The following is a 24,381-nucleotide window of genomic DNA, read 5'->3' on the forward strand; positions in this document are numbered from 1 at the left end:
GAGGGAAATTTGTCAGAGCTTGCCTGTGCGACTTTGTGTATAGTTGGCCAGCCTGCAATCTGATATCAGAACGCGTTGTTGTGCCTATAATAAAACAGGTGTGCTGAGATAACAGGGCAATTCATAAAGGGAAGTAAAATGCCAGAGATTAAACAACTATTCGACAACAACTCTAAGTGGTCAGAGTCGATCAAAGCCGAAAGACCTGAATACTTCAGACAGTTAGCCGAAGGACAAAACCCCGACTTTCTATGGATTGGTTGCTCTGACAGCCGCGTCCCTGCTGAACGACTCACCGGCCTGTATTCCGGCGAACTGTTTGTCCACCGCAATGTGGCCAACCAGGTCATTCATACCGACCTCAACTGCCTGTCAGTGGTTCAGTATGCGGTTGACGTACTTAAAGTCAAACACATCATCATCTGTGGCCATTACGGCTGTGGTGGCGTAACGGCTTCGATTGACAACCCGCAACTGGGGCTTATCAACAACTGGCTACTGCATATTCGCGATCTGTATTTCAAGCACCGCACTTACCTCGACCAGATGCCTGCCGAAGACCGTTCAGACAAACTGGCTGAAATTAACGTCGCGGAACAGGTGTATAACCTGGGTAACTCGACCATCTTACAGAATGCCTGGCAACGTGGCCAGGATGTCGAGCTGCACGGCGTGGTATACGGGATCGGCGATGGCCGGCTGGAATACTTAGGCGTGCGCTGTCACAGTCGCGAAGGCATTGATGACAGCTACAATCAGTCGATGGCGAAAATTTTGAATCCGCAGCACAAGCTGCTGTGTCGCTGAACGGGTTCTTTCTACCACAGAGACAACAATGCCCACTGAAAGTGGGCATTGTTCGCTTTATTCAGCCTTCCTGCGGAATGACCTTGCCAATAAATGGCAGATGACGATATTTCTGCGCGTAGTCGATACCAACACCAACCACGAACTCGTCCGGGATCTCAAAACCAATCCACTTCACATCAACATTCACCTCACGGCGTGACGGCTTATCGAGCAGCGTACAGATCTGAATTGATTTCGGCGCGCGCAGTGACAGAATCTCTTTCACTTTATTTAACGTATTACCGGTGTCGATAATGTCTTCGACCAGCAGGACATCCTTGCCTTTGATGTCGTCATCCAGATCTTTCAGGATACGCACATCGCGTGAACTTTCCATGGTATTGCCATAGCTCGACGCTGTCATAAAGTCGACCTGATGGGTCAAGTTGATCGCACGGGCCAGATCCGCCATAAATACGAAAGAACCACGTAGCAGGCCGACCAGAACCAGGTCTTCGCTGCCCTGATAGTGCTCAGTGATCTGCTGACCAAGCGTGCGAACACGTTCCTGAACTTCTTGTTCAGAAATCATTACTTCAACTGTGTGTTTCATACCAATCTCGTTTTGTTGATGCGACCCCAATCTGGAAAGGCAATTTGCCGCGTCGCTGAATCATTCGCTGCGTATAGTAACACCGCAGACAGTGGGTGTTAACCTCTGCTCAGCGCCAACCCGTATCGACTTCCCCACCCTATGCGCGATAGCCGTTCGTGGTCGTAGCCACTCACAGCCCGCTCACTTAGCGTGTATAAAGCGCACAACCTGACTCACAAATATACAATTAGTTGCATTTTAGTGAGAATTTAATCCATTTAAACGTCTTGAATTTAAAAAGATTTCATAGATCTGAACATTTTTTAGTCACAAAACGTTGACCTAAATCATATGCACCATTACACTCATAGAGCTAACCAAGCAATTAACAATATAATCATTAGCGTTTACTAAAAAACGCAGCTAACAACCATTGGCAAGGAAATAAAATTATGGACGCATCTATCGAGAAACGCCCCAGAACCAGGCTTTCCCCGCAAAAACGTAAACTGCAATTAATGGAAATTGCGCTGGAGGTTTTTGCTAATCGTGGGATTGGTCGAGGCGGTCACGCCGATATCGCAGAAATCGCTCAGGTTTCTGTCGCTACTGTGTTTAACTACTTCCCGACTCGCGAAGATTTGGTCGATGACGTGCTCACTTATGTAGTACGCCAGTTTTCCAACTTCCTCACTGACAACATCGATCTCGATGCTCACGCTAAAGAAAATCTTGGCAACATCACCGAGCAGATGGTCAAACTGGCAATCGATGATTGCCACTGGCTGAAAGTGTGGTTTGAGTGGAGTGCTTCGACCCGTGATGAAGTGTGGCCGCTGTTTGTCTCCAGCAACCGCACCAACCAGCTGCTGCTGAAAAACATGTTTGCCAAGGCGATTGAGCGTGGTGAAGTGTGTGACCAGCATGACTCTGAAGATCTGGCCACCCTGTTTCATGGTGTTTGCTACTCACTGTTCGTACAGGCAAATCGTGTGCGTGATGAAGGTCAGGTGCTTAAGCTGGTGCAAAGCTATCTCGACATGCTGTGTATCTACAAAGAGCAGTAACCTTGTGCCGATAAGCGGATAAAAAATAGCGCCTGCAGGCGCTATTTTTTTGTCTGTTTTTCCGGCTGACCCGCTCACCTCCAGGCAGTGCGACAGACACAAAAAAGCCGCTGACAGAATCAGCGGCTTTGTCTATCTGCGTGACGAGATATCGTCAGCCGAAGCCAAAAGAATTACTTTTTCTTTTTCGCTTTTGCGTTTGGCAGGTCAGTGATGGTACCTTCAAACACTTCTGATGCCAGACCCACAGACTCATGCAGAGTCGGGTGAGCGTGGATAGTCAGAGCGATGTCTTCAGCATCACAACCCATCTCGATCGCCAGACCGATTTCACCCAGCAGTTCACCACCGTTAGTACCTACGATAGCACCACCGATAACGCGGTGAGTCTCTTTATCGAAGATCAGTTTGGTCATACCGTCTGAGCAGTCAGATGCGATAGCACGGCCAGATGCAGCCCATGGGAAAGTCGCTACTTCGTAGTTCAGACCTTCTGCTTTCGCTTCTTTCTCAGTCTTACCAACCCAAGCCACTTCTGGCTCAGTGTAAGCAATTGAAGGAATAACTTTAGGATCGAAGTAGTGTTTCTTACCAGCAATCACTTCTGCTGCTACGTGACCTTCGTGCACACCTTTGTGCGCCAGCATTGGCTGACCTACGATATCACCGATAGCGAAGATGTGTGGTACGTTGGTGCGCATTTGCTTATCAACGTTGATGAAACCACGCTCATCCACTTCCAGACCTGCTTTCTCAGCTTCCAGTAGTTTGCCGTTTGGCACACGACCGATTGCCACAAGTACTGCGTCGTAACGCTCAGCTTCAGCCGGCGCTTTCTTGCCTTCCATTGAAACGTAGATACCGTCTTCTTTCGCTTCAACTGCAGTAACTTTAGTTTCCAGCATCAGGTTAAATTTCTTCGCGATACGCTTAGTGAAGACTTTAACGATGTCTTTATCTGCCGCCGGGATAACCTGGTCGAACATTTCAACCACGTCGATTTGAGAACCCAGTGCGTGGTAAACCGTACCCATTTCCAGGCCGATGATACCGCCACCCATGATCAGCAGTTTTTGTGGTACTTCTTTCAGTTCCAGTGCGTCAGTTGAGTCCCAGATACGTGGGTCTTCATGTGGAATGAAAGGCAGTTCGATAGGACGAGAACCTGCAGCTACGATAGCGTTGTCGAAGTTAACAACGGTAGTACCGTCTTCGCCGGTCACTTCGATAGAGTTAGGACCAGTAAATTTACCCAGGCCGTTCACTACGTTAACTTTACGCATCTTAGCCATACCGCCAAGACCGCCAGTCAGCTGGTTGATTACTTTTTCTTTCCACAGACGGATCTTGTCGATGTCCGTTTGTGGTTCACCAAACACGATACCGTGCTCAGCCAGCGCTTTCGCTTCTTCGATAACTTTCGCTACGTGCAGCAACGCTTTCGACGGGATACAACCCACGTTTAGACAGACACCACCCAGAGTGTTGTAACGTTCGATAAGTACAGTATCCAGACCTAAGTCTGCACAACGGAATGCAGCGGAGTAACCAGCAGGACCGGCACCTAGCACTACAACCTGGGCTTTAATTTCTTTGCTCATTTCGACCTCTTGTAGTCAATATCCCTAACAGGCTATGGGTGTTTTATCTATTTGTTTTGTTTGTTAAACGAATGACTTAAACGACTATTTTTCAGACCGCAACAGTTTACAGAGATGTTAAAGGTGTGAAAAGTAAATCCATGTAGCCTGTGAGCTAGACGACAATTCAACGGGAAAAAATTTTTCCATCATTAAATTGCAAGACAATGCTTAAACCAAGGCGGCTATAACAGCCGCCTTATTTTATTTGAACGCGATTACAGAACCAGACGACGAATGTCGCTCAGGCAACCGTTCAAGTAAGTGATGAAGCGTGCACCTTCTGCACCATCGATCACGCGGTGATCGTAAGACAGAGACAGTGGCAGTTGCAGACGTGGCGCGAACTCTTTGCCGTTCCATACTGGCTTCATTTCTGACTTAGACACACCCAGAATACCCACTTCTGGCGCGTTTACGATTGGCGTAAACGCAGTACCGCCGATACCACCCAGACTTGAGATGGTGAAACAGCCGCCTTGCATATCTGCCGCAGTCAGTTTACCTGAACGTGCTTTCTTAGACACTTGAGCCAGCTCTTCAGACAGCTCGTAGATGCCTTTCTTGTTCACGTCTTTGAATACAGGAACAACCAGACCGTTTGGTGTATCTACCGCGATACCGATGTTCACGTATTTCTTCAGGATCAGGCTCTCACCGTCTTCAGACAGAGAAGAGTTGAACGCCGGGAACGCTTCCAGTGCTTTAGCAGCCGCTTTCATGATGAACACCAGTGGCGTGATCTTCATGCCAGTGTCTTTCTTCGCTTCGATTGCGTTCTGCTCTTTACGGAAAGCTTCCAGTTCAGTGATATCTGCGTTATCCCACTGAGTAACGTGCGGGATCATTACCCAGTTACGGTGTAGGTTAGCACCAGAAATCTTCTTAATACGAGACAGTGGTTGCAGTTCTGTTTCGCCGAACTTGCTGAAGTCCACTTTTGGCCAAGGAAGCAGGCCAAGAGCTGCACCGTCACCTTTGCCAGATGCTGCTGCACCTGCGCCAGATTCCAGACGTTTCAGCGCTTCTTTCACGTAGCTCTGTACGTCTTCTTTCAGGATACGGCTCTTACGACCAGTACCTTTAACCTTCGCCAGGTTAACGCCGAACTCACGAGCCAGGCGACGCACAACAGGAGACGCGTGTGAGTACTCGTTGTTTTCCTGGAAATCGCCAGTTGCTGCCGGAGCTGCTGCTTTTGGCGCTTCAGCTTTTGGTGCCGCTGCTGCCGGAGCCGCGGCCTGTGCTGGCGCTGCCGCCGGAGCTGTACCTGCCACCGGAGTGCCGGCCACTTCAAACACCATGATCAGTGAGCCGGTTGACACTTTGTCACCCGCTGCGATCTTGATTTCTTTAACGGTACCTGCGAATGGTGCTGGTACTTCCATTGAAGCTTTGTCGCCTTCTACGGTGATCAGAGATTGCTCTTCTGTCACTGTGTCGCCAACTGCAACCATGATTTCGGTCACTTCAACTTCGTCACCGCCGATATCCGGAACATTCACTTCTTTTGCTGCTGAAGCGGCTGGTGCTGCTGCAACTGGTGCCGCCGCTGCAGCCGGAGCCGCTGCCGGAGCGCCAGAACCCGCGACTTCGAATACCATGATCAGTGAGCCAGTCGATACTTTATCGCCAGCAGCCACTTTCAGCTCTTTCAGAGTACCGGCAAATGGTGCTGGTACTTCCATTGAAGCTTTGTCGCCTTCAACAGTGATCAGAGACTGTTCTTCAGTGATGCTGTCGCCAACTGCAACCATGATTTCAGTGACTTCAACTTCGTCACCACCGATATCAGGTACGTGAACTTCTTTCAACTCACTTGCAGCAGAAGGGGCCGCTGCTGCCGGAGCTGCCTCTGCCGCAGGAGCAGCAGCTGCTGCACCTTCTGCTTCGAAAAGCATGATTAGAGAGCCAGTAGAAACTTTGTCGCCAGCCACTACTTTGATCTCTTTTACGATACCCGCTTGAGACGCAGGTACTTCCATAGAAGCCTTATCGCCTTCTACCGTGATCAAAGACTGTTCTTCTTCTACCTTGTCACCAACGCTTACCAGAATCTCGGTAACTTCAACCTCATCCGCACCGATGTCTGGTACATTAATTTCGATTGCCATTGCTTTTCCTACCTTAATTAAGCGTATAGTGGGTTTGTTTTTTCAGTGTCGATGTCGAACTTCTTGATAGCTTCCGCTACGACAGATTTCTCAACATCGCCACGTTTAGCCAGTTCGCTCAGCGCTGCAACAACTACGTAACCTGCGTTCACTTCGAAGTGACGACGTAGGTTTTCGCGGCTGTCTGAACGGCCAAAGCCGTCAGTACCCAGAACTTTGTAAGATTCAGCAGGTACGAAGGCACGAACCTGATCTGCGTAGTTCTTCATGTAGTCTGTGGCTGCGATAGCAGGCTCAGTACCCATTACGCTTGCAATGTATGGTACTTTCGCTTCTGCTTCAGGGTGCAGCATGTTGTAACGCTCTGCGTCCTGACCATCACGAGTCAGTTCGTTGAAAGAGGTGACTGAGTAAACATCAGAAGCGATGCCGTACTCTTCGCTCAGGATGACTGCCGCTTTACGTACTTCGTTCATGATAGTACCAGAGCTTAGCAGCTGAACTTTACCTTTCGAACCAGCCAGAGTTTCCAGCTTGTAGATACCCTTACGGATACCTTCTTCCGCGCCTTCAGGCATTGCCGGATGCGCGTAGTTTTCGTTCATCAGAGTCAGGTAGTAGAACACGTTCTGCTGTTCACCGTACATGCGACGGATACCGTCTTGCATGATTACCGCAACTTCGTATGCGAAAGTCGGGTCGTAAGAGATACAGTTTGGAATCGTGTTAGCCTGAATGTGTGAGTGGCCATCTTCGTGCTGCAGACCTTCACCGTTCAGAGTTGTACGACCTGCCGTTGCACCCAGTAGGAAACCACGTGCTTGTTGGTCGCCCGCCATCCACGCCATGTCGCCAACACGTTGGAAACCGAACATAGAGTAGTAGATGTAGAACGGGATCATTGGCAGGTTGTTGGTGCTGTAAGACGTCGCAGCCGCAACCCAAGATGACATTGCACCCAGTTCGTTGATACCTTCCTGCAGTACCTGACCCGCCGTGTCTTCTTTGTAGTAAGACACAACGCCGCGGTCTTCAGGGGTGTAAGTCTGACCGTGTGGGTTGTAGATACCGATTTGACGGAACAGACCTTCCATACCGAAAGTACGCGCTTCGTCAGCAATGATAGGAACGATGTTCTTACCAATGTTCTTGTTCTTCAGCAGGATGTTCAGTGCACGAACGTAAGCCATAGTTGAAGAGATTTCACGCTTCTGCTCTTCCAGCAGTGGTTTGAACTCTTCCAGCTCAGGAGCGATGAACTCTTGAGTGAAGTTAGGCAGACGCTGAGGTGTGTAACCGTGCAGCGCTTTACGACGAGCGTGCAGGTATTCGAATTCTTTCGAACCTTCTTCCAGTTGCAGGTAAGGCAGGTTGTTCACTTCTTCATCAGAAATCAGATCTTGCAGACCCAGACGGTTACGCATCGCAACAACGTGCGTCATATCCATCTTCTTAACCTGGTGCGCAATGTTCTTACCTTCCGCCGCATCACCCATGCCGTAACCTTTAACAGTCTTAGCCAGGATTACGGTTGGTTTGCCTTTGGTGTCTTGCGCGTTCTTGAACGCTGCGTACAGTTTAGAAGACTCGTGACCACCGCGTTTCAGCGCGAAGATCTCGTCGTCAGTCATGTCTGCAACCAGAGCGGCTGTTTCTGGGTATTTACCGAAGAAGTGCTCACGTACGTAAGCGCCGTCTTTAGACTTGAATGTCTGGTAGTCGCCATCGATGGTTTCGTTCATCAGCTGCAGCAGTTTACCTGTGGTATCTTTCGCCAGCAGTGAATCCCAGTTGTTGCCCCAGATAACTTTAACTACGTTCCAGCCAGCACCTTTGAACAGACCTTCCAGTTCCTGGATGATCTTGCCGTTACCCATTACCGGGCCGTCCAGACGCTGCAGGTTACAGTTGATCAGGAAGCACAGGTTGTCCAGTTTCTCACGCGCAGCGAAAGAAATTGCACCACGTGATTCCGGCTCATCCATCTCACCGTCGCCCAGGAATGCGTACACGCGCTGAGCTGAAGTATCTTTCATGCCACGGCCTTCCAGGTATTTCAGGAAGCGAGCTTGGTAGATAGAAGCGATTGGACCCAGACCCATAGATACGGTCGGGAACTGCCAGAATTCAGGCATGAGTTTAGGGTGTGGGTATGAAGGAATACCTTTGCCATCCACTTCCTGACGGAAGTTGTCCAGCTGTTCTGCAGTCAGACGACCTTCAACGAATGCACGTGCATAGATACCCGGTGAGATGTGACCTTGGTAGTAAACCAGGTCGCCACCGTCAGTTTCGTTCGGCGCGCGGAAGAAGTGGTTAAAACATGTTTCGTAGAAAGCAGCTGATGACTGGAATGATGCCATGTGGCCACCCAGTTCAAGGTCTTTCTTCGATGCACGAAGCACGATCATGATCGCGTTCCAGCGGATGATAGAGCGGATACGACGCTCCAGTGTTGTGTCACCCGGGTAAGCAGGCTCTTGTGCTGCAGGGATGGTGTTGATGTAGTTGGTAGTGATACCAGTTGGCATATCAACGCCATCTAAACGTGCTTTTTCCAGAACTTCTTCAAGTAGGAACTGGGCACGTTCTACGCCTTCTTCACGTACAACTGACTCAAGCGCGGCTAACCACTCCTGAGTTTCCAGTGCATCTACGTCATGCTTCATGTCAGACATGGCGATCTATCCTTCTGTTGGTTGGATTTTATTTTGAATCGCAATGAACCGCAGCTTTACTGCGAATCATTACCCTGCTGGATACGGCGCAGGGAACGCTCACGACGAGACTCTTCCCGGGTCAGATCCAACAATGTTTCTTCAATATAAGCTAAATGGGAATGAGACATTTCACGCGCCTTTTCCGGCTGACCGCACACGATCGCATCCACGATATTAGCTCGGTGTTTACTTACTTTTTCCACCGCCTCGGGGCGGCGGCGTAATAATTTAAAATTCTGCAGAATATTTTGCTCGAGCAGGGGAGCCAGGCTGCGAACGATATGGAGCAACACCACGTTATGGGCAGCTTCTGTAATTGCTATCAGAAACTCCATCACCGTGGCCGATTCCTGTTCAACGTCCTTGGCGTCCTGAAGTTCACCGATTCGTGCCACACAGGCCTGAATTCGGGCAAAATCTTCTTCCGTACCACGCAATGCCGCAAAATAGGCAGAAATGCCTTCCAGCGCGTGACGCGCTTCCAGCAGGTCCAGTTGGGTTTCCGAATGGACAGACAATAAATTTAGCAGAGGATCAGAAAAGCTCTTCCAGATGTTTTCGCTGACAAAAGTGCCGCCACCCTGACGACGGGTAAGCAGACGTTTTGCTTCCAGGCGCTGAATGGCTTCTCTGACTGAGGGGCGGGAAACATCAAACTGTTTAGCCAGTTCACGCTCCGGAGGCAGTTGTTGCCCGGGGGCCAATGTTCCTTCCACGATCAGCCGTTCTAACTCTTGCTCTATCACATCAGATAGCTTCGGCTGACGAATCCTTTGATAAGCCATAATTTATTGTTCTTCTACTCTTTATATTCTTGCTGGCAATTGGTAATACCAATTTCAAGTTGGGGCAGAAATTAACATAATTAAAACGTGACTGTCCAGTCAAAAATTGACCTAAGTCATAGAAGCCATCGCCCGCCAACACTTTGCTAACAAGGGCGCGCTATAACCGCAATAACATTGGTCATACCAATTACAAAAAACATACAGCGCAGAAATTAACCGTAAGTTACAACCATTCACAAAGTCGATATTTTCAGCAAAAATCCGGTTTAGTTCACAAAAAATGGATAAAAAAAGAGCGACACACAATTTGGCCGCTCTTTTGTTTGTTTCTTAACCAGTTATTACCCGGTAAATCACCCTTTTCGCTCTATCTGGCTTCGAGGTGGTCCACCATCAGTTGTAACGACTGGTTACCGCGAAATTCATTGATATCCAGCTTGTAGGCCAGGCGTACTGTCTTGACTGAGGCATCCGGCCAGCGGCGCAGATCGACGTTAAACGCAATACCATCGATCATGATGTTGGTCGGATGGCCTTTATAGAGCGGCTCTAGCATCAGCTTAAGGTGCTTGTCACCCACCAGTTTCTGGTGCAGGACTTTAAACTCACCTTCAAATACCGGCTCCGGAAATGCCTGACCCCATGGCCCGCCAGCTCGCAACATCTCAGCCGTGTGCATCGAGAACTCTTCCGGCGTCAGTTCGCCGTCAGTCAGGATCACCCCTTTCAGCAATGCTTCATCGAGATCCTGACGCACGACCTGGTCAAACAGGCGACTGAAACGCTCAAAATTCTTCTCTTCAATGGTCAGGCCCGCCGCCATCGCATGGCCACCAAATTTAAGAATAACGCCCGGATTCTGGGTATCAATTTTATCCAGCGCGTCGCGCATATGCAGGCCGGGAATCGAACGACACGAACCTTTGATCAACCCATCGCCGCCATCGGCAAACGCGATCACCGGACGATGGAACTGCTCTTTAATCCGCGATGCCAGAATGCCTATCACGCCCTGGTGCCAGTCACGCTGAAACATGACCAGACCATGCGGCAGTTCACTGTCTTTACTGAACTGGAGCCGCTCACAGAACGCCATCGCCTCCTGCTTCATGCCCTCTTCGATCTCTTTACGGGTCTGATTGAGCCCGTCCAGCTCACTCGCCATGCGGCGCGCGGCATGAATGTTGTTACTCAGCAGCAGTTCAACCCCGAACGACATATCATCCAGACGACCGGCGGCGTTTATGCGCGGCCCAAGGGCAAAGCCGAAGTCTGCAGCAACCAGTTTACGGGCATCGCGCTTGGCGACTTCAATCAGAGCCTGAATACCGGGCCGGGCTTTTCCGGCACGGATGCGCTGCAGTCCCTGATGGACCAGAATGCGGTTATTGTCATCAAGCGGCACCACGTCAGCCACAGTGCCAAGTGCCACCAGGTCAATCAGCTCCATCAGTTTAGGCTCTGCCATCCCCTGCTGGGCAAACCAGCCGCTTTTACGCATCTGCACACACAGCGCCATCATCAGATAAAACGCCACGCCCACCCCGGCTAATGCCTTGGACGGAAAGGCGCAGCTTTGCAGGTTCGGGTTCACCATGGCATCGGCCTCTGGCAAGGTCTGGCCCGGTAAATGGTGATCTGTTACCAACACCTGCAGGCCATGCTGCTTGGCAAAACGCACCCCTTCAATCGAGGAGACACCATTATCCACCGTCATGATCATTTCGGCGTTCATGGCCAGCGCCTGCTCGACCACTTCCGGGCTGAGTCCGTACCCATCCTCAAACCGGTTCGGCACCAGATAATCGACATTGTGGCTGCCCAGCATACGCAGTGCCAGCACAGACAGTGCCGAGCTGGTTGCGCCATCGGCATCGAAATCACCGACGATAATGATACGCTTCTGCTCACGGATGGCGTTAAACAGCAGCTCAACGGCTTTATCAATTCCGTGCAAGTGCTGATAAGAGTGCAACGCCTTTGCCGCTTTTTCCAGCTGAGCGACATCGCTGATGCCGCGGTTAAGATAGATACGGCGCAGCAGTGCCGGAATCGTGTCAGGCAGCAGCGACAGGTCCGGTTCTGGTCTTGGTTGAATTTCGATCATATGCAGTCAGGCCTGATAAATCAGGCCTGTATCCTTGGTTGTTCTGATTAGATTTGTTGCAGACGTTGCAGCAGCTGGTCAGCCGGCAGATAGCCACCCACCATTTCACCGTTCGGCAGGAAAATAGCCGGTGTCCCGCTGATACCGAGCTCGCGGCCCAGATTGTAATGTTGCTTGATGGTCTGCTTACACTGAGCGAGATCCTTGCCGGACACATCCAGCATTTCACGTTTGAGTTTCGCGTTGTGGATCGCCTGTTTCGGATCGTCGCTGCACCAGATCGCAGCCATCTGCTCAGCCACCTGACCATCAGCCCCCTGACGCGGAAACGCCAGATAACGAATGGTAATGCCAGCATCATTATACTCTTTCAACTGGCTGTGCAGACGCACACAGTAGCCACAGGTGATGTCGGTAAATACGGTCACCACATACTTTTCATTATCAGCCTTAAACTCAATCATGCTGTCTTCAAACCGGGCGATCTTCTTGGCATTGATTGGCGCCTGACGCTCGGCCAGTACATCGCGGTAACCGCCGTTATCATCCAGCGCATATAAGGTGCCGGCAATAAAATGTTTCGCATCCGGCGAGGCAAACAGCACACCGTTGCCGGTCTGCACTTCAACCAGACCAGCGACATCGGACGGCACTACGTCCATCACTTGCAGCCCCAGCTTAGCAAAACGCTGTTCAAACAAGCTTTTATCAATTGAGCTCTGGCTGTCCGCCGCCAACGCCTGACCTGTCAGACTAAACACTGCCAGCAGGGACATCAGCAGCAGTGAAAACCGGTGTAGTAAATTCATAAAAAATCCTTTCTATCAAGCCCTTGGGTGGTGCTCGCTATGTAGTTGTTTCAATCGTTCGGTCGCCACATGAGTATAAATTTGCGTGGTCGATAAGTCACTATGACCGAGTAACATCTGTACCACACGCAAGTCGGCACCGTAGTTGAGCAAATGGGTCGCAAAAGCGTGACGCAATACGTGCGGAGATAACAGTTCTACGTCGATACCGGCAATGATGGCGTAATGTTTAATCCGGTGCCAGAACGTCTGCCGCGTCATCTGCTGCGCACGCTTACTGGGAAACACCACATCTGAAGTCTGCTCGCCCAACAGATAAGACCGCCCCTGTGAGATAAAAGTTTCGATCCACTCAATGGCATTCTCACCCATCGGCACCAGACGCTCTTTGCCGCCTTTACCAATCACCCGCACGACGCCCTGACGTAAGCTGATGTTTTCCATCGTCAGCGACACCAGTTCAGTCACACGCAGCCCGGTGGCATACAGCAGCTCGAGCATTGCTTTGTCACGCAGCTCAATCGGATCCTCCGGATTAGGCGCACTGAGCAGCGCCTCCACCTGCTCTTCGCTCAGATCTTTGGGCAGCCGTTTGGGCAACTTAGGACTGACCAGCAAAGCGCTGGGATCATCGCTGCGGATTTTTTCACGATGCAGATACTGGAACAGGCGCCGGATCGCCGACAGCATGCGCGCGCGCGAGGTCTGTTTATAATCTTTATCCGCCAGCCAGCCCTGATACTCCTGCAGCCCGGATATACTGATGAAATCGAGGCGATAATTGTGCGCTTCCATCCACTGCAGCAGTTTGGTTAAATCATTGCGGTATGAGGCGAGAGTATTCTCAGATAAACCGCGCTCCATCCACATTGCATCAAGGAATTGTTCCACCAGCCCCTGATCGGGAGAAAAAGGCTCTGACATTGTCCTTCTCATCTTTTTTCTTTGTCTAAACCTAAGCTTAATACCATAAATGTCCGGCGATAGCAGGATATTCGCTGCACTCTTGGTTATTTTATGGTTAGAATTCCCTATTCCAGAGTAAAAATGAACGTGTAATTATGAAGATCGGTCTGTTCTACGGCTCCACCACCTGTTACACCGAAATGGCGGCGGAAAAAATGCGCGCTATTTTAGGTGAAGATCTGCTCGACATTCACAATGTGAAAGAGACCCCGCTCAGCTTCATGAGCGACTATGATGTGTTAATACTGGGCATCTCCACATGGGATTTCGGCGAAATCCAGGAAGACTGGAGTGAAATATGGGATCACATCGCTGGCGTTTCGCTAACCGGCAAGTACGTCGCCTTGTTCGGCTTAGGCGATCAAGAAGGCTATGGCGAATGGTATCTCGATGCGATGGGCATGCTGCACGACGAGATCAAGAAGACCGGGGCGAACCTGATCGGCTACTGGCCGAATGATGACAGCTATCAGTTTGACGCCTCAAAAGCACTCACGGCAGACGGCAGTCAGTTTGTCGGCCTGGCGCTGGACGAAGATTCACAATATGAACTGAGTGACGAACGCATCGCAACCTGGATCGAGCAAATCCTGGTTGAGTATCAGCAGGCACTGTAATCACTGGGCACCTGCCGCTTTAACGTCGGTTATTGGCCGTTCAGCAGACGGCGAAACTTTTGCCAGTCAAACACCAGCCCCGGATCGGTTTTGCGTGCCGGGGCAATATACTGATGGCCGGTAATGCGTGGCAGCGTGATGGCCGGATAAGTCTGCATCAGCGCCTGAGTTATACGGGTCAGTGCCTGATACTGCGCCTCACTGTATGCGACATAGTCGCACCCTTCCAGTTCAATCCCGATCGAATAATCATTGCAACGCGTCCGTCCGGCAAAGCTCGATTGCCCGGCATGCCAAGCACGCGCGCTGAATGGCACAAACTGCACCACTTCACCGTCACGTCGGATCAGGCAGTGTGCGGACACCCCCATGTTATGGATCACGGCAAAGAACGGATGCGCCTGCGGATCGAGGCAGCCGGTAAAAAACTGCTCAATATAAGGTCCGCCAAACTGGCCGGGCGGCAAACTGATGTTATGCACCACCAGCAGCGAAATATCCTGCGCATCACTACGCTGATCAAAAAACGGCGACGGGACATGACGCGCATCGGCGTACCAGCCCTGGTCATCAATCATGATTCTACCTTTTGTCTGAAAAAGCCGGGTTGCTGCCATCTATCTTAACCCTGTCACGACAAAATGCGAGATTAAGGGCTGAATTTCAGCCGCACACATCGTATCATCCCCATCCCGGTTCAACTCACCCGAATGATTTGCGATGAAAGATACTCATAACAGCCAACAACGCCTTGATTACCTCAAACAGCACCTGCCACTGGAAGTTACCCGTTCGGTTAGCGATACCCTGAAAGAAGATCTGGGTGGCACACTGGATCCGAATGCCGACATTACTGCCAGCCTGATTCCGGCCGACGCTCAGGGCAGCGCCACCATTATTACCCGCGAGCATGGTGTCTTTTGTGGCCAGGCCTGGGCTGATGAAGTCTTTCGCCAGCTTGGTGGTGAAGTCAAGATCGACTGGCACGTCCAGGATGGTGATAAAGTTGAACCGAACCAGAAACTCTGCTCACTGAGCGGCCCGGCGCGCATTCTGCTGACCGGTGAGCGCAGTGCGATGAACTTTATCCAAACCTTGTCCGGTTGTGCCACCATTACTGCCGAGTATGTTAAGGCTCTGCAGGGTACCGACTGCCGTCTGCTCGACACCCGTAAAACGGTACCGGGTCTGCGCAGCGCACTGAAATATGCCGTCGCCTGCGGCGGTGGTTTCAACCATCGTATCGGCGTGTTTGACGCTTACCTGATTAAAGAGAACCACATTATCGCCTGTGGCGGTATCACTCAGGCCATCACCACCGCCAAGCAGCTTAACCCGGGCAAACCGGTCGAAGTGGAAACAGAAAACCTCGATGAACTGCGCCTGGCCATTGAGGCCGGTGCTGACATCATCATGCTCGACAACTTCACCGTGCCGATGATGCGTGAAGCTGTGGCGATTAATGCAGGCCGTGCGGCGCTGGAAAACTCAGGCAATGTGACCATGCAAACCCTGCGCGAATACGCCGAAACTGGTGTGGATTACATTTCGGTCGGCGCCCTGACCAAGCATGTGCGTGCGATGGATCTTTCAATGCGTTTTAACTAGACATCAAGAATCCAGGTTGTAAAACTTAACCCCGCTCGCAAACCGGATGCACACCGTTTGTTGAGCGGGTATGTCCCTTTGCCGTCCGGCTCGTAACCTGTCTCTATCCTGCTCGGCTAGCCACTTCGCCCCATCTACACTCAGCACTCATCCATTCATACCCAGAGAGTGTTATGCAGCGTAAATTGAGCGTTAAACCTTCCGGCTTTACCCTGATCGAACTGATGATCGTGGTGGCTATTATCGGCGTCCTTTCTGCCATCGGTGTTCCGGCCTATCAGAATTATGTCGCCAAAAGTGAACTGGCCACCGGTCTGGCGACCCTTAAATCTCTGCTCACTCCGGCCGAGCTTTACTGGCAGGAAAATGGCTCGCTGGCCGACTTCACTCAATACCAGGACAACTCCCCGCTCGGAAAAGTGACTGCCCCACAAACCAATACCCTGCAGTTTACCTTTGAGCAAGGTTCACTCAACGGCTCTTCTATCTTGTATACCCGCCAGGATAGTGGCTGGCGATGCACCGTCAACCTTGCCTCAGACCTGAATTTTGAGACTCCGCAAAGCTGTGCGGACAACCAATAATGAGCACCCAATTACTCCGCCAGTTGCGTCAGGCCGGCGTCCTTGATGGCGAGCAGGAAACAGCGCTGCAGCGCCAGACGCTGAGCCGCCATATCAGTGCACCACAAGCGATCCTTGAACAAGGCGTGCTGACTCCGGCCGAACTCAGCCAGCAACTGAGTCGTCTGTTCAGCCTGCCGCTGATTGAACTCGACGACTTTGACTACCCGGCTTTGTGTCAGCAACTGGGCCTGAGCGAGCTGATCATTCGTTATCAGGCGCTGCCCCTGCAGCGTGACAGTCGGGAGTTAACCCTGGCCGTATCGGATCCTGGCTGGCCCCAAGCGGAAGAAGAGTTCTGTTTTGCCACCGGTCTGATGGTTAAACCGGTGCTGACTGATCAGCCCAGCCTGCAAGCGGCGATACGACGTCTGTATGGCGAGACACTCCCCAGCTATCATGCCGAGCGCCGCGAAGAGATCAGCCAGGAACAGCTCGCCGATGCGGTACAGGTTGCCGAAGATGAAGCCAATTATCAGTTGGATGTCAGCCAGGACGAAGCACCGGTCAGCCGATTCATTCATCAGGTGTTACTCGACGCGGTACGCAAACGGGCCTCGGATATCCATTTTGAACCTTACGAGTCGAGTTATCGCATCCGCATTCGCTGTGACGGCATCTTGATTCAGACCCAGCAACCGGCTCCGCACCTCAGTCGCCGCCTGGCAGCGCGTCTGAAAATTCTTGCCCGGCTGGATATCGCCCAGCGCCGTCTGCCGCAAGATGGTCGGATCAAACTGCGCCTCAATAATGACAGCGCGATTGACCTGCGTGTATCCACTCTGCCGACCTTATGGGGCGAAAAGATCGTCCTGCGCCTGCTCGATAATCAGGCTCTGCCGCTTGAACTGGACCAGCTTGGTTACAGCAAGCAGCAAAAACAGTGCTACCTGCAGGCTCTACACAAACCACAGGGCATGATCCTGATCACCGGACCAACCGGCAGCGGTAAGACCATTTCGTTATACTGCGGGCTGCAGCAGCTCAATCGTGAACACCTCAATATCGCTACCGCAGAAGATCCGGTCGAGATCAACCTCAACGGGATTAACCAGGTCCAAGTCCAGCCGGCGATCGGATTTGGCTTTGCCCAGGCTCTGCGTACATTTCTGCGTCAGGATCCGGATGTACTCATGGTGGGTGAGATCCGCGATCGCGAGACCGCAGACGTTGCACTCAAAGCCGCTCAGACCGGGCATCTGGTCCTATCCACTCTGCATACCAATTCAGCCGCAGAGACTTTGATTCGGTTACTGAATATGGGCATTGAACCTTTTAATCTGGCATCGTCGCTGAATCTTATCGTGGCTCAGCGTCTGGTACGCCGCTTATGCCCGCAGTGTAAAATCGCCACCCAACTGACCCGGGCGCAGGCCGACTTACTTCATATAGAAAGCCTTCATATAGAAAGCCGTCCTCTAACCCACTCTCCTGCCGCAAGCGCGCCGGCTCATTCAGCACAAGAGCAGCAGCAACAGACAACTGAGCAGCGCAAGTCGGTAACAGACACGGTGATCTTTACCGCCAACCCGAACGGCTGTCCCCACTGTAATCGTGGTTACGCCGGACGCACCGGTATCTATGAAATGCTGAATGTTGAACCTGTCATTGCCGATGCACTGCTACAGCGCGCACCTCTGAAGCAGCTGGAGTCGCTGGCTTGTCAGCAGGGCATGCAGACTTTGCAGCAAGCCGGCTGTGAAAAACTGCTCGCCGGGCAGACCAGCCTGGCGGAGCTGCAGCGGGTACTGGGTCTGGCGACCTGGTGAGCGGCAGCCGATGTCGAACAGCAGATTACAACACTATCGTTGGCACGGCAGAGACAATCAGGGTCGGATACGGCGCGGCAGCATGCTGGCTCTAAGCGAACACGAAGTCCGTGACAGCTTGCAACGTCAGTCGATCCGAATTCGCTCGATTACCCCGCGTCCCGTTTCACTGCTCAGCCGCTATCGCCAACGTCTGAACTCACGTGATATCACGTTATTAACCCGCCAGTTGGCCACTATGCTCGCCAGTGGCGTGGCGCTCTTACCGGCGCTGCAGCTGATTGCGACCAACCATAACAAAGCAGCGGTATCAGCCTTGCTGCGCTCTATGCTACGCAGTCTGGAGAGCGGCATGCCGCTCTCAGCTGCGATGCAGGCCAGCGGTCACAACTTTGATCGCCTGTATATCGATCTGCTGCGCAGCGGCGAATTATCCGGAAACCTGGCACAAATTCTGGAACGCCTGGCACAATATCGTGAAACCAGCGAACAACTGCGCGCCAGGGTTATCAAGGCGCTGCTCTACCCAACCATAGTGATCAACGTCGCCTTCGCGGTCACTTATCTGATGCTGACCTTAGTGATTCCGGAGTTTGAACGCCTGTTCGCCAATTTGGGCAGCGAGTTGCCCTGGTTTACCCGCCAGGTCGTCGCGGCCTCTCACTCACTGCAGACATTGGGGCCCTGGATGGTCACCGCCGCGGCACTGGGCGCCGCTGGCGTCTGTAAAGCGCGCCAGGCTTACCCCGGGCTGCGGCTCTGGCTCAGCCGCCATAGTACTCGTCTGCCGGTGCTCGGGCCACTGCTGTATAAAGCCGCTCTGGCCCGTTTCAGCCGTACTCTGTCGACCAGCCTCAGTTCGGGGCTGCCGCTACTGACCAGCCTGCACTCTGCAGCTAAAACCTGTGGGAATGCCCACCTGTCCCATGCTCTTGACCAGATCGCACGTGATACGGCCTCGGGGATGGCCTTGCATCTGACGATGCGTCACTGCCGCATTTTTCCTGCGCTGATGCTACAACTGGTGATGATCGGTGAAGAGTCCGGCACTCTGGATGAGATGCTGGCCAGAATTGCGTTGAGTTATGAAAATGAGGTCGACAACAGCGTTGATAATCTGGGGAAAATCCTCGAACCGCTGCTGATTTTACTGCTCGGTGGGGTGATTGGCAGCCTGGTGGTCGCAATGTATCTGCCAATCTTTAACTTGATGAGTGTATTAGGGTAGTATGGTTCTACATTATTGACTCACCGTCACAAAGGCTTACCGCATCCCCAATGGATATTTTTAACTATTACCCCTGGCTGTTTCCGGCCCTGGCCACACTGTTGGGGCTGATCATCGGCAGCTTTCTCAATGTCGTGATCTATCGACTGCCGCAAATCATGGAACGTGAATGGCGCCAGGAGTGCGCAGAGTCTTTTCCGGAATATGGGATTGATCCCCCACAGGGAACCCTGACGCTCAGTACCCCGCGCTCGACCTGCCCGCATTGCCAGACCCCGATTCGGATCCGTGATAATGTCCCGCTGCTGAGCTGGCTGTTGCTGCGCGGCAAATGTGCTCACTGTCGCCAGTCGATCAGTGCCCGTTATCCGCTGATTGAGCTGCTCACCGCCCTGAGCAGTGGCTTTATAGCCCTGCAGCTTGGTTTCAGCGTCTATAGCATAGCTCTGCTTGGCTTTACCTACGTCCTGATTGCTGCCACCTTTATCGATTCCGATACCATGCTGCTGCCGGATCAGCTGACCCTGCCACTGATGTGGGCCGGGATTAGCCTGGCGCTGTTTGGCGTTAGCCCTGTCAGCTTGCAAAGTGCGGTAATCGGCGCCATCGCCGGCTATCTGTGTCTGTGGTCGGTGTACTGGCTGTTTAAACTATTGACCGGTAAAGAAGGCATGGGCTACGGCGATTTTAAGCTGCTGGCGGCGCTCGGTGCCTGGCTCGGTTGGCAACAGCTGCCGGTCATCATTCTGCTCTCATCCGTCATCGGCCTGATTTTTGGCCTGATTCAACTGCGCCTGCAAAAACGCGGTATCGATAAGGCATTTCCGTTTGGCCCTTATCTGGCCCTCTCCGGCTGGTTATGCATGATCTATGGCCAGTCGATTATCGCTTGGTATTTACACTCAGTATTAGGATGGTAACTATGCCGTTAGTCATCGGTTTAACTGGTGGTATCGCCAGTGGAAAAAGCACCGTTGCCAATCTGTTTGCCGAGCAGTTTGGTATTGATATCGTTGATGCCGATATCGTGGCGCGTCAGGTGGTGGAAAAAGGCACCCCTGGCCTGGCTGCGATTCGCGACCATTTCGGCGCGGCAGTGCTAAATCCGGACGCAACCCTCAACCGTGCCGCCCTGCGCGAGCGCATTTTCAGTAACGAAAATGAGAAGATGTGGCTAAATAACCTGCTCCACCCGCTGATCCGTGAAAAAATGACACAGGATTTACGACAAGTGCACTCTCCTTATGCCTTACTTGTGGTTCCACTGTTAGTGGAAAACCAGCTACAGTCTATGGCAGACCGAATATTGGTGGTGGATGTCGACCAAGCGACACAAATCCAGCGCACCATGGCACGCGACGAGGTTTCCGAGCAGCAGGTGCGCGCTATCCTGGCGTCACAGGCCAGCCGTGAACAACGTTTAGCCTGCGCCGATGATGTGATTAAAAATGACGCAAAAAACCAGAAACTTTTGCCTCAAATCACAGAATTGCACCAAAAGTATCTAGCCATAAGCCGTACAAATCTGTGAGAATAAGTCCAAATAATCCAAGGCTAGTTTGATGACCACACATAAGTTTGAACATCCACTCAACGAAAAAACGCGCATTTATCTGCGTGTCGAGGCCCTGCTGAGTCAGATGGAGCAGGCGTCGCAATTCGGTGACGATATTCAACATCAGCTATTCTTCCGCTCTTTGTTTGATCTACTGGAAATTTTTGAGCAGATTCAGCTCAAAAGTGAACTGGCCAAAGACGTTGAAAAACAGCGTCAGGTCTACCGCAACTGGCTTAATGTCGAAGGGGTCGATCAGGAGATGCTGCAGAGTCTGCTCAGTGAAGTCGACCATGCGCATCGCAGCCTGATGGGCGCAGAACGTTTCGGCCAGTCACTTAAGGAAGACCGCTTCCTGAGTGCGATTCGTCAGCGTTTTAACCTGCCTGGCGGCTCATGCTGTTTTGATCTTCCGGCGCTGCATTATTGGCTGCATCTGCCACTCGAGCAGAAAATCCAGGATGCCAGACAATGGATCAAACCGTTACAACCCCTGGCCGATGCGCTGAAACTGTGGTTAAAACTGACCCGCGAAACCGGTAGCTTCCGCAATCGTGAAGCCAAAGCCGGTTTCTACCAAAGTGATGCGGAAGAAGCCAATATTCTGCGTCTGTCTATTCCGCTTGAATACGGCGTGTACCCGATGATTTCGGGACATAAAAATCGCTTTGCGATCAAGTTTATTGAATTCAGCTCCGGACAGGCCAGTACCCAGAATATCGAATTTGATCTCGCGGTGTGCAGTTAATCTGCCCTGCGACCCAAGCAGTAAACAGGATACAAGATGTCAAAGAAACCCACCGTGGTAAAGTGCCCGCAATGTGGCGAAAGTGTTGAGTGGGGAGAGCAAAGCCCGCACCGTCCGTTCTGCAGCAAGAAATGCCAGATGATTGATTTTGGTGAATGGGCAGATGAGGAAAAATCCATTCCCGGCGCACCGGACATGTCCGACAGTGACGGCTGGTCCGAAGACCAGTACTAAACCAGAGCCATGGTTAATACAGTATAAAAAACAAGCCCCGCGATGCGGGGCTTGTTTTTTATCAGCAACTCTTTGTCAAACTCACCCGGCCTTCAGCCACAAGGGCTGAACGAACGGCCGGGTTAAGATTACTCTTCTTCCGAGCTGTCTGCCGTGCCGGAGTCCAGGTCGATCCGGGTCACGCGCTGCAAACCGCGTGGCAACAGACCACCACGACGACCACGTTCACCGCGGTAATTTTCCAGATCAGCAGGCTTGAGTCCCAGCTTACGCTTACCGGCATACAGGGTAATAGTGACATCTTTCGGCAAGGCCATCAGATGTGAGACCACCTCTTCCCGAGCCTTAGCTTTCGCGGCCGGAATATTGATGATCTTGTTGCCCTTACCTTTGCTCAGTTGCGGCAGATCTTTAATCGGGAACAGCAACATCCGGCCCTGATTGGTGATCGCCAGGATCTCATCATTATCGAGATCGTTGACCACCTGCGGTGCCATGATCTCCGAGTTCTCCGGTAGATTAACCAGTGCTTTACCACTGCGGTTCTTTGACAACAGATCGGTCCCTTTACACACGAAACCGTAACCGGCATCGGAACCGACCAGCCACAGCTGATCTTCTTCACTCATGATCACCTGTCGGATCGTGGTGCCTGGTGCCACATTCAGGCGGCCGGTGATCGGTTCGCCCTGGCCGCGTGCTGATGGCAAGGTATGCGACTCAAGCGAATAGCTGCGCCCGTCACTGCCAAGGAAGACCGCCGGCTGGTTACTCTTACCACTGGCTTGCGCCAGGTAGTTGTCGCCCGCTTTATAGTTGAGGCTTTCGCCAGCAACATCATGCCCTTTGGCGTGGCGAATCCAGCCTTTTTCTGACAAGATGACCGTGATGGCTTCACTTGGCATCAGGTCACGTTCAGTCAGCGCTTTGGCTTCTTCACGTTCCACCAGCGGCGAGCGACGGTCATCACCGTATTTCTCCGCATCGGCTTTGAGTTCTTTCTTGAGCAAAGTGTTGAGACGACGCTCGGAACCGAGCAGCTCTTCGAGCTTGTTACGCTCTTTTTCCAGCTCATCCTGTTCGCCGCGGATTTTCATCTCTTCCAGCTTGGCCAGATGACGCAGTTTGGTATCAAGAATCGCATCAGCCTGAATCTCGGTAATGCCAAAACGCGCCATTAGCACGGCTTTCGGATCATCCTCATTGCGAATGATTTCAATCACTTCATCCAGATTGAGGTAAGCCACCAGCAAACCTTCCAGGATGTGCAGACGGGCCAGTACTTTATCAAGACGGTGTTGCAGACGGGCACGCACCGTTTCGCGACGAAACTGAATCCATTCATTCAGAATTGTCACCAGCCCCTTGACCTGTGGACGGCTGTCGAGGCCAATCATGTTCAGGTTAACCCGGTAGCTTCTTTCCAGATCGGTCGACGCAAACAGGTGGTTCATCAGCGTATCGCAGTCGACCCGGTTAGAGCGCGGCACGATCACGATCCGGGTCGGGTTTTCATGATCCGACTCGTCACGCAGATCTTCCACCATCGGCAGTTTCTTAGCGCGCATCTGGTTGGCAATCTGCTCAAGCAGCTTAGCGCCGGAAACCTGGTGCGGCAGCGCGGTAATCACAATATCCGAGCTCTCTTTGTGCCACACCGCACGCATTTTGATACTGCCACGACCAGTGCGGTACACTTTTTCCAGATCCGCCTGCGGCGAGATGATCTCCGCTTCGGTCGGATAATCCGGCCCTTTGACATACTGCATCAGATCCGGCAGCGAGGCTTTCGGATTATCAATCAGATGAATGGTGGCATCCGCCACCTCACGTACGTTGTGCGGCGGGATATCGGTTGCCATACCGACCGCGATACCAGTCACGCCATTGAGCAGAATATGCGGCAGGCGCGCCGGCAGCATTTTCGGTTCTTTCATGGTGCCGTCAAAGTTCGGCTGCCACTCGACCGTGCCCTGCCCCAGTTCACTGAGCAGAACTTCGGCAAACTTTGATAACTTCGCTTCGGTATAACGCATCGCCGCGAACGACTTAGGATCATCCGGCGCACCCCAGTTGCCCTGACCGTCAACCAGCGGGTAACGGTAAGAGAACGGCTGCGCCATCAGTACCATGGCTTCATAACAGGCTGAGTCACCGTGCGGGTGATATTTACCCAGCACGTCACCGACGGTACGCGCCGATTTCTTGTATTTCGCCGCAGCGGATAAGCCCAGCTCAGACATCGCATAAATAATACGGCGCTGCACCGGCTTGAGGCCGTCACCGATGTACGGCAACGCCCGGTCCATGATTACGTACATGGAGTAGTTCAGATATGCGTCTTCAGTAAATTTGCGCAGCGGCAGCTGCTCAACGCCATCGTAAGTAATTTCGTTCGACATGG

21 protein-coding genes are annotated in these 24,381 nt (G+C 52.1%); 11 read left to right on the forward strand and 10 right to left on the reverse strand.

What is annotated here, in order from left to right:
- The first annotated feature begins 138 nt into the window (after positions 1 to 138).
- A complete protein-coding gene (can, locus tag J0X00_RS09470) occupies positions 139 to 807 on the forward strand; it encodes a carbonate dehydratase (protein WP_136486120.1) in 669 nt (222 codons plus the stop codon).
- A 61-nt stretch (positions 808 to 868) separates the two neighbouring features.
- Here can and hpt read toward each other — a convergent pair whose 3' ends face one another.
- A complete protein-coding gene (gene hpt / locus J0X00_RS09475; RefSeq protein WP_136486118.1) occupies positions 869 to 1,402 on the reverse strand; it encodes a hypoxanthine phosphoribosyltransferase in 534 nt (177 codons plus the stop codon).
- Between the two features lie 434 nt (positions 1,403 to 1,836).
- On the opposite strand from hpt, the gene J0X00_RS09480 reads away from it, so the two are divergent.
- On the forward strand, positions 1,837 to 2,451 hold the full coding sequence (locus tag J0X00_RS09480) for a LuxR/HapR/OpaR family quorum-sensing transcriptional regulator (RefSeq protein ID WP_136486116.1): 615 nt from the start codon (positions 1,837 to 1,839) through the stop codon (positions 2,449 to 2,451).
- A gap of 173 nt (positions 2,452 to 2,624) precedes the next feature.
- Here J0X00_RS09480 and lpdA read toward each other — a convergent pair whose 3' ends face one another.
- The 7 genes from lpdA to xerD all read right to left on the reverse strand — a co-directional run bounded on the left by lpdA (position 2,625) and on the right by xerD (position 13,553).
- A complete protein-coding gene (lpdA, locus tag J0X00_RS09485) occupies positions 2,625 to 4,052 on the reverse strand; it encodes a dihydrolipoyl dehydrogenase (RefSeq protein WP_136486114.1) in 1,428 nt (475 codons plus the stop codon).
- A gap of 257 nt (positions 4,053 to 4,309) precedes the next feature.
- Positions 4,310 to 6,205 (reverse strand): pyruvate dehydrogenase complex dihydrolipoyllysine-residue acetyltransferase, encoded by a 1,896-nt coding sequence (gene aceF, locus J0X00_RS09490; protein ID WP_282477969.1) that lies wholly within the window; start codon positions 6,203 to 6,205, stop codon positions 4,310 to 4,312.
- Between the two features lie 17 nt (positions 6,206 to 6,222).
- Positions 6,223 to 8,883, reverse strand: a complete 2,661-nt coding sequence (gene aceE, locus J0X00_RS09495; protein WP_136486112.1) for a pyruvate dehydrogenase (acetyl-transferring), homodimeric type — start codon at positions 8,881 to 8,883, stop codon at positions 6,223 to 6,225.
- 56 nt (positions 8,884 to 8,939) lie between these two features.
- Positions 8,940 to 9,710, reverse strand: coding sequence for a pyruvate dehydrogenase complex transcriptional repressor PdhR (pdhR, locus tag J0X00_RS09500; protein WP_136486111.1), 771 nt, complete (start codon positions 9,708 to 9,710; stop codon positions 8,940 to 8,942).
- Positions 9,711 to 10,080: 370 nt separating this feature from the next.
- Positions 10,081 to 11,820, reverse strand: coding sequence for a single-stranded-DNA-specific exonuclease RecJ (recJ, locus tag J0X00_RS09505; RefSeq protein ID WP_282477970.1), 1,740 nt, complete (start codon positions 11,818 to 11,820; stop codon positions 10,081 to 10,083).
- 47 nt (positions 11,821 to 11,867) lie between these two features.
- A complete protein-coding gene (gene dsbC, locus J0X00_RS09510; RefSeq protein ID WP_136486105.1) occupies positions 11,868 to 12,629 on the reverse strand; it encodes a bifunctional protein-disulfide isomerase/oxidoreductase DsbC in 762 nt (253 codons plus the stop codon).
- A gap of 15 nt (positions 12,630 to 12,644) precedes the next feature.
- The gene (gene xerD / locus J0X00_RS09515; RefSeq protein WP_136486103.1) at positions 12,645 to 13,553 is read right to left on the reverse strand and encodes a site-specific tyrosine recombinase XerD; all 909 of its coding nucleotides are present in this window, start codon (positions 13,551 to 13,553) and stop codon (positions 12,645 to 12,647) included.
- Positions 13,554 to 13,690: 137 nt separating this feature from the next.
- Here xerD and fldB point away from each other — a divergent pair, with 137 nt between their 5' ends.
- Positions 13,691 to 14,212 carry a flavodoxin FldB gene (gene fldB / locus J0X00_RS09520; RefSeq protein WP_282477971.1) on the forward strand — a complete coding sequence of 174 codons (522 nt, stop codon included), beginning with the start codon at positions 13,691 to 13,693 and terminating at the stop codon, positions 14,210 to 14,212.
- Between the two features lie 29 nt (positions 14,213 to 14,241).
- Here fldB and ampD read toward each other — a convergent pair whose 3' ends face one another.
- Complete coding sequence (gene ampD / locus J0X00_RS09525) at positions 14,242 to 14,790, reverse strand: 1,6-anhydro-N-acetylmuramyl-L-alanine amidase AmpD (protein ID WP_282477972.1); 549 nt, start codon at positions 14,788 to 14,790, stop codon at positions 14,242 to 14,244.
- A 142-nt stretch (positions 14,791 to 14,932) separates the two neighbouring features.
- Between ampD and nadC the strand changes: the two genes are divergently transcribed.
- The 8 genes from nadC (at position 14,933) to yacG (ending at position 21,977) form a co-directional block, all read left to right on the forward strand.
- Positions 14,933 to 15,820: a carboxylating nicotinate-nucleotide diphosphorylase gene (nadC, locus tag J0X00_RS09530; protein ID WP_282477973.1), complete on the forward strand. Its 888-nt coding sequence runs from the start codon at positions 14,933 to 14,935 to the stop codon at positions 15,818 to 15,820.
- A 173-nt stretch (positions 15,821 to 15,993) separates the two neighbouring features.
- Positions 15,994 to 16,404 (forward strand): prepilin-type N-terminal cleavage/methylation domain-containing protein, encoded by a 411-nt coding sequence (locus tag J0X00_RS09535; RefSeq protein ID WP_218562707.1) that lies wholly within the window; start codon positions 15,994 to 15,996, stop codon positions 16,402 to 16,404.
- A complete protein-coding gene (locus tag J0X00_RS09540) occupies positions 16,404 to 18,212 on the forward strand; it encodes an ATPase, T2SS/T4P/T4SS family (protein ID WP_282477974.1) in 1,809 nt (602 codons plus the stop codon). The genes J0X00_RS09535 and J0X00_RS09540 overlap by 1 nt, the downstream gene beginning before the upstream one ends.
- 10 nt (positions 18,213 to 18,222) lie before the next feature.
- Positions 18,223 to 19,440: a type II secretion system F family protein gene (locus J0X00_RS09545; RefSeq protein ID WP_282477975.1), complete on the forward strand. Its 1,218-nt coding sequence runs from the start codon at positions 18,223 to 18,225 to the stop codon at positions 19,438 to 19,440.
- A 50-nt stretch (positions 19,441 to 19,490) separates the two neighbouring features.
- Complete coding sequence (locus J0X00_RS09550) at positions 19,491 to 20,360, forward strand: A24 family peptidase (protein ID WP_218562705.1); 870 nt, start codon at positions 19,491 to 19,493, stop codon at positions 20,358 to 20,360.
- A 2-nt stretch (positions 20,361 to 20,362) separates the two neighbouring features.
- Positions 20,363 to 20,971: a dephospho-CoA kinase gene (gene coaE, locus J0X00_RS09555; protein ID WP_218562704.1), complete on the forward strand. Its 609-nt coding sequence runs from the start codon at positions 20,363 to 20,365 to the stop codon at positions 20,969 to 20,971.
- A 31-nt stretch (positions 20,972 to 21,002) separates the two neighbouring features.
- Entirely contained in the window at positions 21,003 to 21,743 is a 741-nt protein-coding gene (gene zapD, locus J0X00_RS09560; protein WP_136486084.1) for a cell division protein ZapD, read from the forward strand.
- A 36-nt stretch (positions 21,744 to 21,779) separates the two neighbouring features.
- Positions 21,780 to 21,977, forward strand: a complete 198-nt coding sequence (gene yacG / locus J0X00_RS09565; protein ID WP_136486081.1) for a DNA gyrase inhibitor YacG — start codon at positions 21,780 to 21,782, stop codon at positions 21,975 to 21,977.
- Between the two features lie 128 nt (positions 21,978 to 22,105).
- Here the strand turns inward: yacG and parC are convergent, their stop codons facing one another.
- On the reverse strand, positions 22,106 to 24,379 hold the full coding sequence (gene parC, locus J0X00_RS09570; RefSeq protein WP_136486079.1) for a DNA topoisomerase IV subunit A: 2,274 nt from the start codon (positions 24,377 to 24,379) through the stop codon (positions 22,106 to 22,108).
- Positions 24,380 to 24,381: the final 2 nt, after the last annotated feature.

The organism is Vibrio sp. ABG19, assembly GCF_029962385.1.
Lineage (GTDB): Bacteria > Pseudomonadota > Gammaproteobacteria > Enterobacterales > Vibrionaceae > Vibrio > Vibrio ostreae.

Coding starts and splice junctions, on each gene's coding strand:
- can (WP_136486120.1), top strand. CDS start 139: ATGCCAGAGATTAAACAACTATTCGACAACAACTCTAAGTGGTCAGAG.
- hpt (WP_136486118.1), bottom strand. CDS start 1,402: ATGAAACACACAGTTGAAGTAATGATTTCTGAACAAGAAGTTCAGGAA.
- J0X00_RS09480 (WP_136486116.1), top strand. CDS start 1,837: ATGGACGCATCTATCGAGAAACGCCCCAGAACCAGGCTTTCCCCGCAA.
- lpdA (WP_136486114.1), bottom strand. CDS start 4,052: ATGAGCAAAGAAATTAAAGCCCAGGTTGTAGTGCTAGGTGCCGGTCCT.
- aceF (WP_282477969.1), bottom strand. CDS start 6,205: ATGGCAATCGAAATTAATGTACCAGACATCGGTGCGGATGAGGTTGAA.
- aceE (WP_136486112.1), bottom strand. CDS start 8,883: ATGTCTGACATGAAGCATGACGTAGATGCACTGGAAACTCAGGAGTGG.
- pdhR (WP_136486111.1), bottom strand. CDS start 9,710: ATGGCTTATCAAAGGATTCGTCAGCCGAAGCTATCTGATGTGATAGAG.
- recJ (WP_282477970.1), bottom strand. CDS start 11,820: ATGATCGAAATTCAACCAAGACCAGAACCGGACCTGTCGCTGCTGCCT.
- dsbC (WP_136486105.1), bottom strand. CDS start 12,629: ATGAATTTACTACACCGGTTTTCACTGCTGCTGATGTCCCTGCTGGCA.
- xerD (WP_136486103.1), bottom strand. CDS start 13,553: ATGTCAGAGCCTTTTTCTCCCGATCAGGGGCTGGTGGAACAATTCCTT.
- fldB (WP_282477971.1), top strand. CDS start 13,691: ATGAAGATCGGTCTGTTCTACGGCTCCACCACCTGTTACACCGAAATG.
- ampD (WP_282477972.1), bottom strand. CDS start 14,790: ATGATTGATGACCAGGGCTGGTACGCCGATGCGCGTCATGTCCCGTCG.
- nadC (WP_282477973.1), top strand. CDS start 14,933: ATGAAAGATACTCATAACAGCCAACAACGCCTTGATTACCTCAAACAG.
- J0X00_RS09535 (WP_218562707.1), top strand. CDS start 15,994: ATGCAGCGTAAATTGAGCGTTAAACCTTCCGGCTTTACCCTGATCGAA.
- J0X00_RS09540 (WP_282477974.1), top strand. CDS start 16,404: ATGAGCACCCAATTACTCCGCCAGTTGCGTCAGGCCGGCGTCCTTGAT.
- J0X00_RS09545 (WP_282477975.1), top strand. CDS start 18,223: ATGTCGAACAGCAGATTACAACACTATCGTTGGCACGGCAGAGACAAT.
- J0X00_RS09550 (WP_218562705.1), top strand. CDS start 19,491: ATGGATATTTTTAACTATTACCCCTGGCTGTTTCCGGCCCTGGCCACA.
- coaE (WP_218562704.1), top strand. CDS start 20,363: ATGCCGTTAGTCATCGGTTTAACTGGTGGTATCGCCAGTGGAAAAAGC.
- zapD (WP_136486084.1), top strand. CDS start 21,003: ATGACCACACATAAGTTTGAACATCCACTCAACGAAAAAACGCGCATT.
- yacG (WP_136486081.1), top strand. CDS start 21,780: ATGTCAAAGAAACCCACCGTGGTAAAGTGCCCGCAATGTGGCGAAAGT.
- parC (WP_136486079.1), bottom strand. CDS start 24,379: ATGTCGAACGAAATTACTTACGATGGCGTTGAGCAGCTGCCGCTGCGC.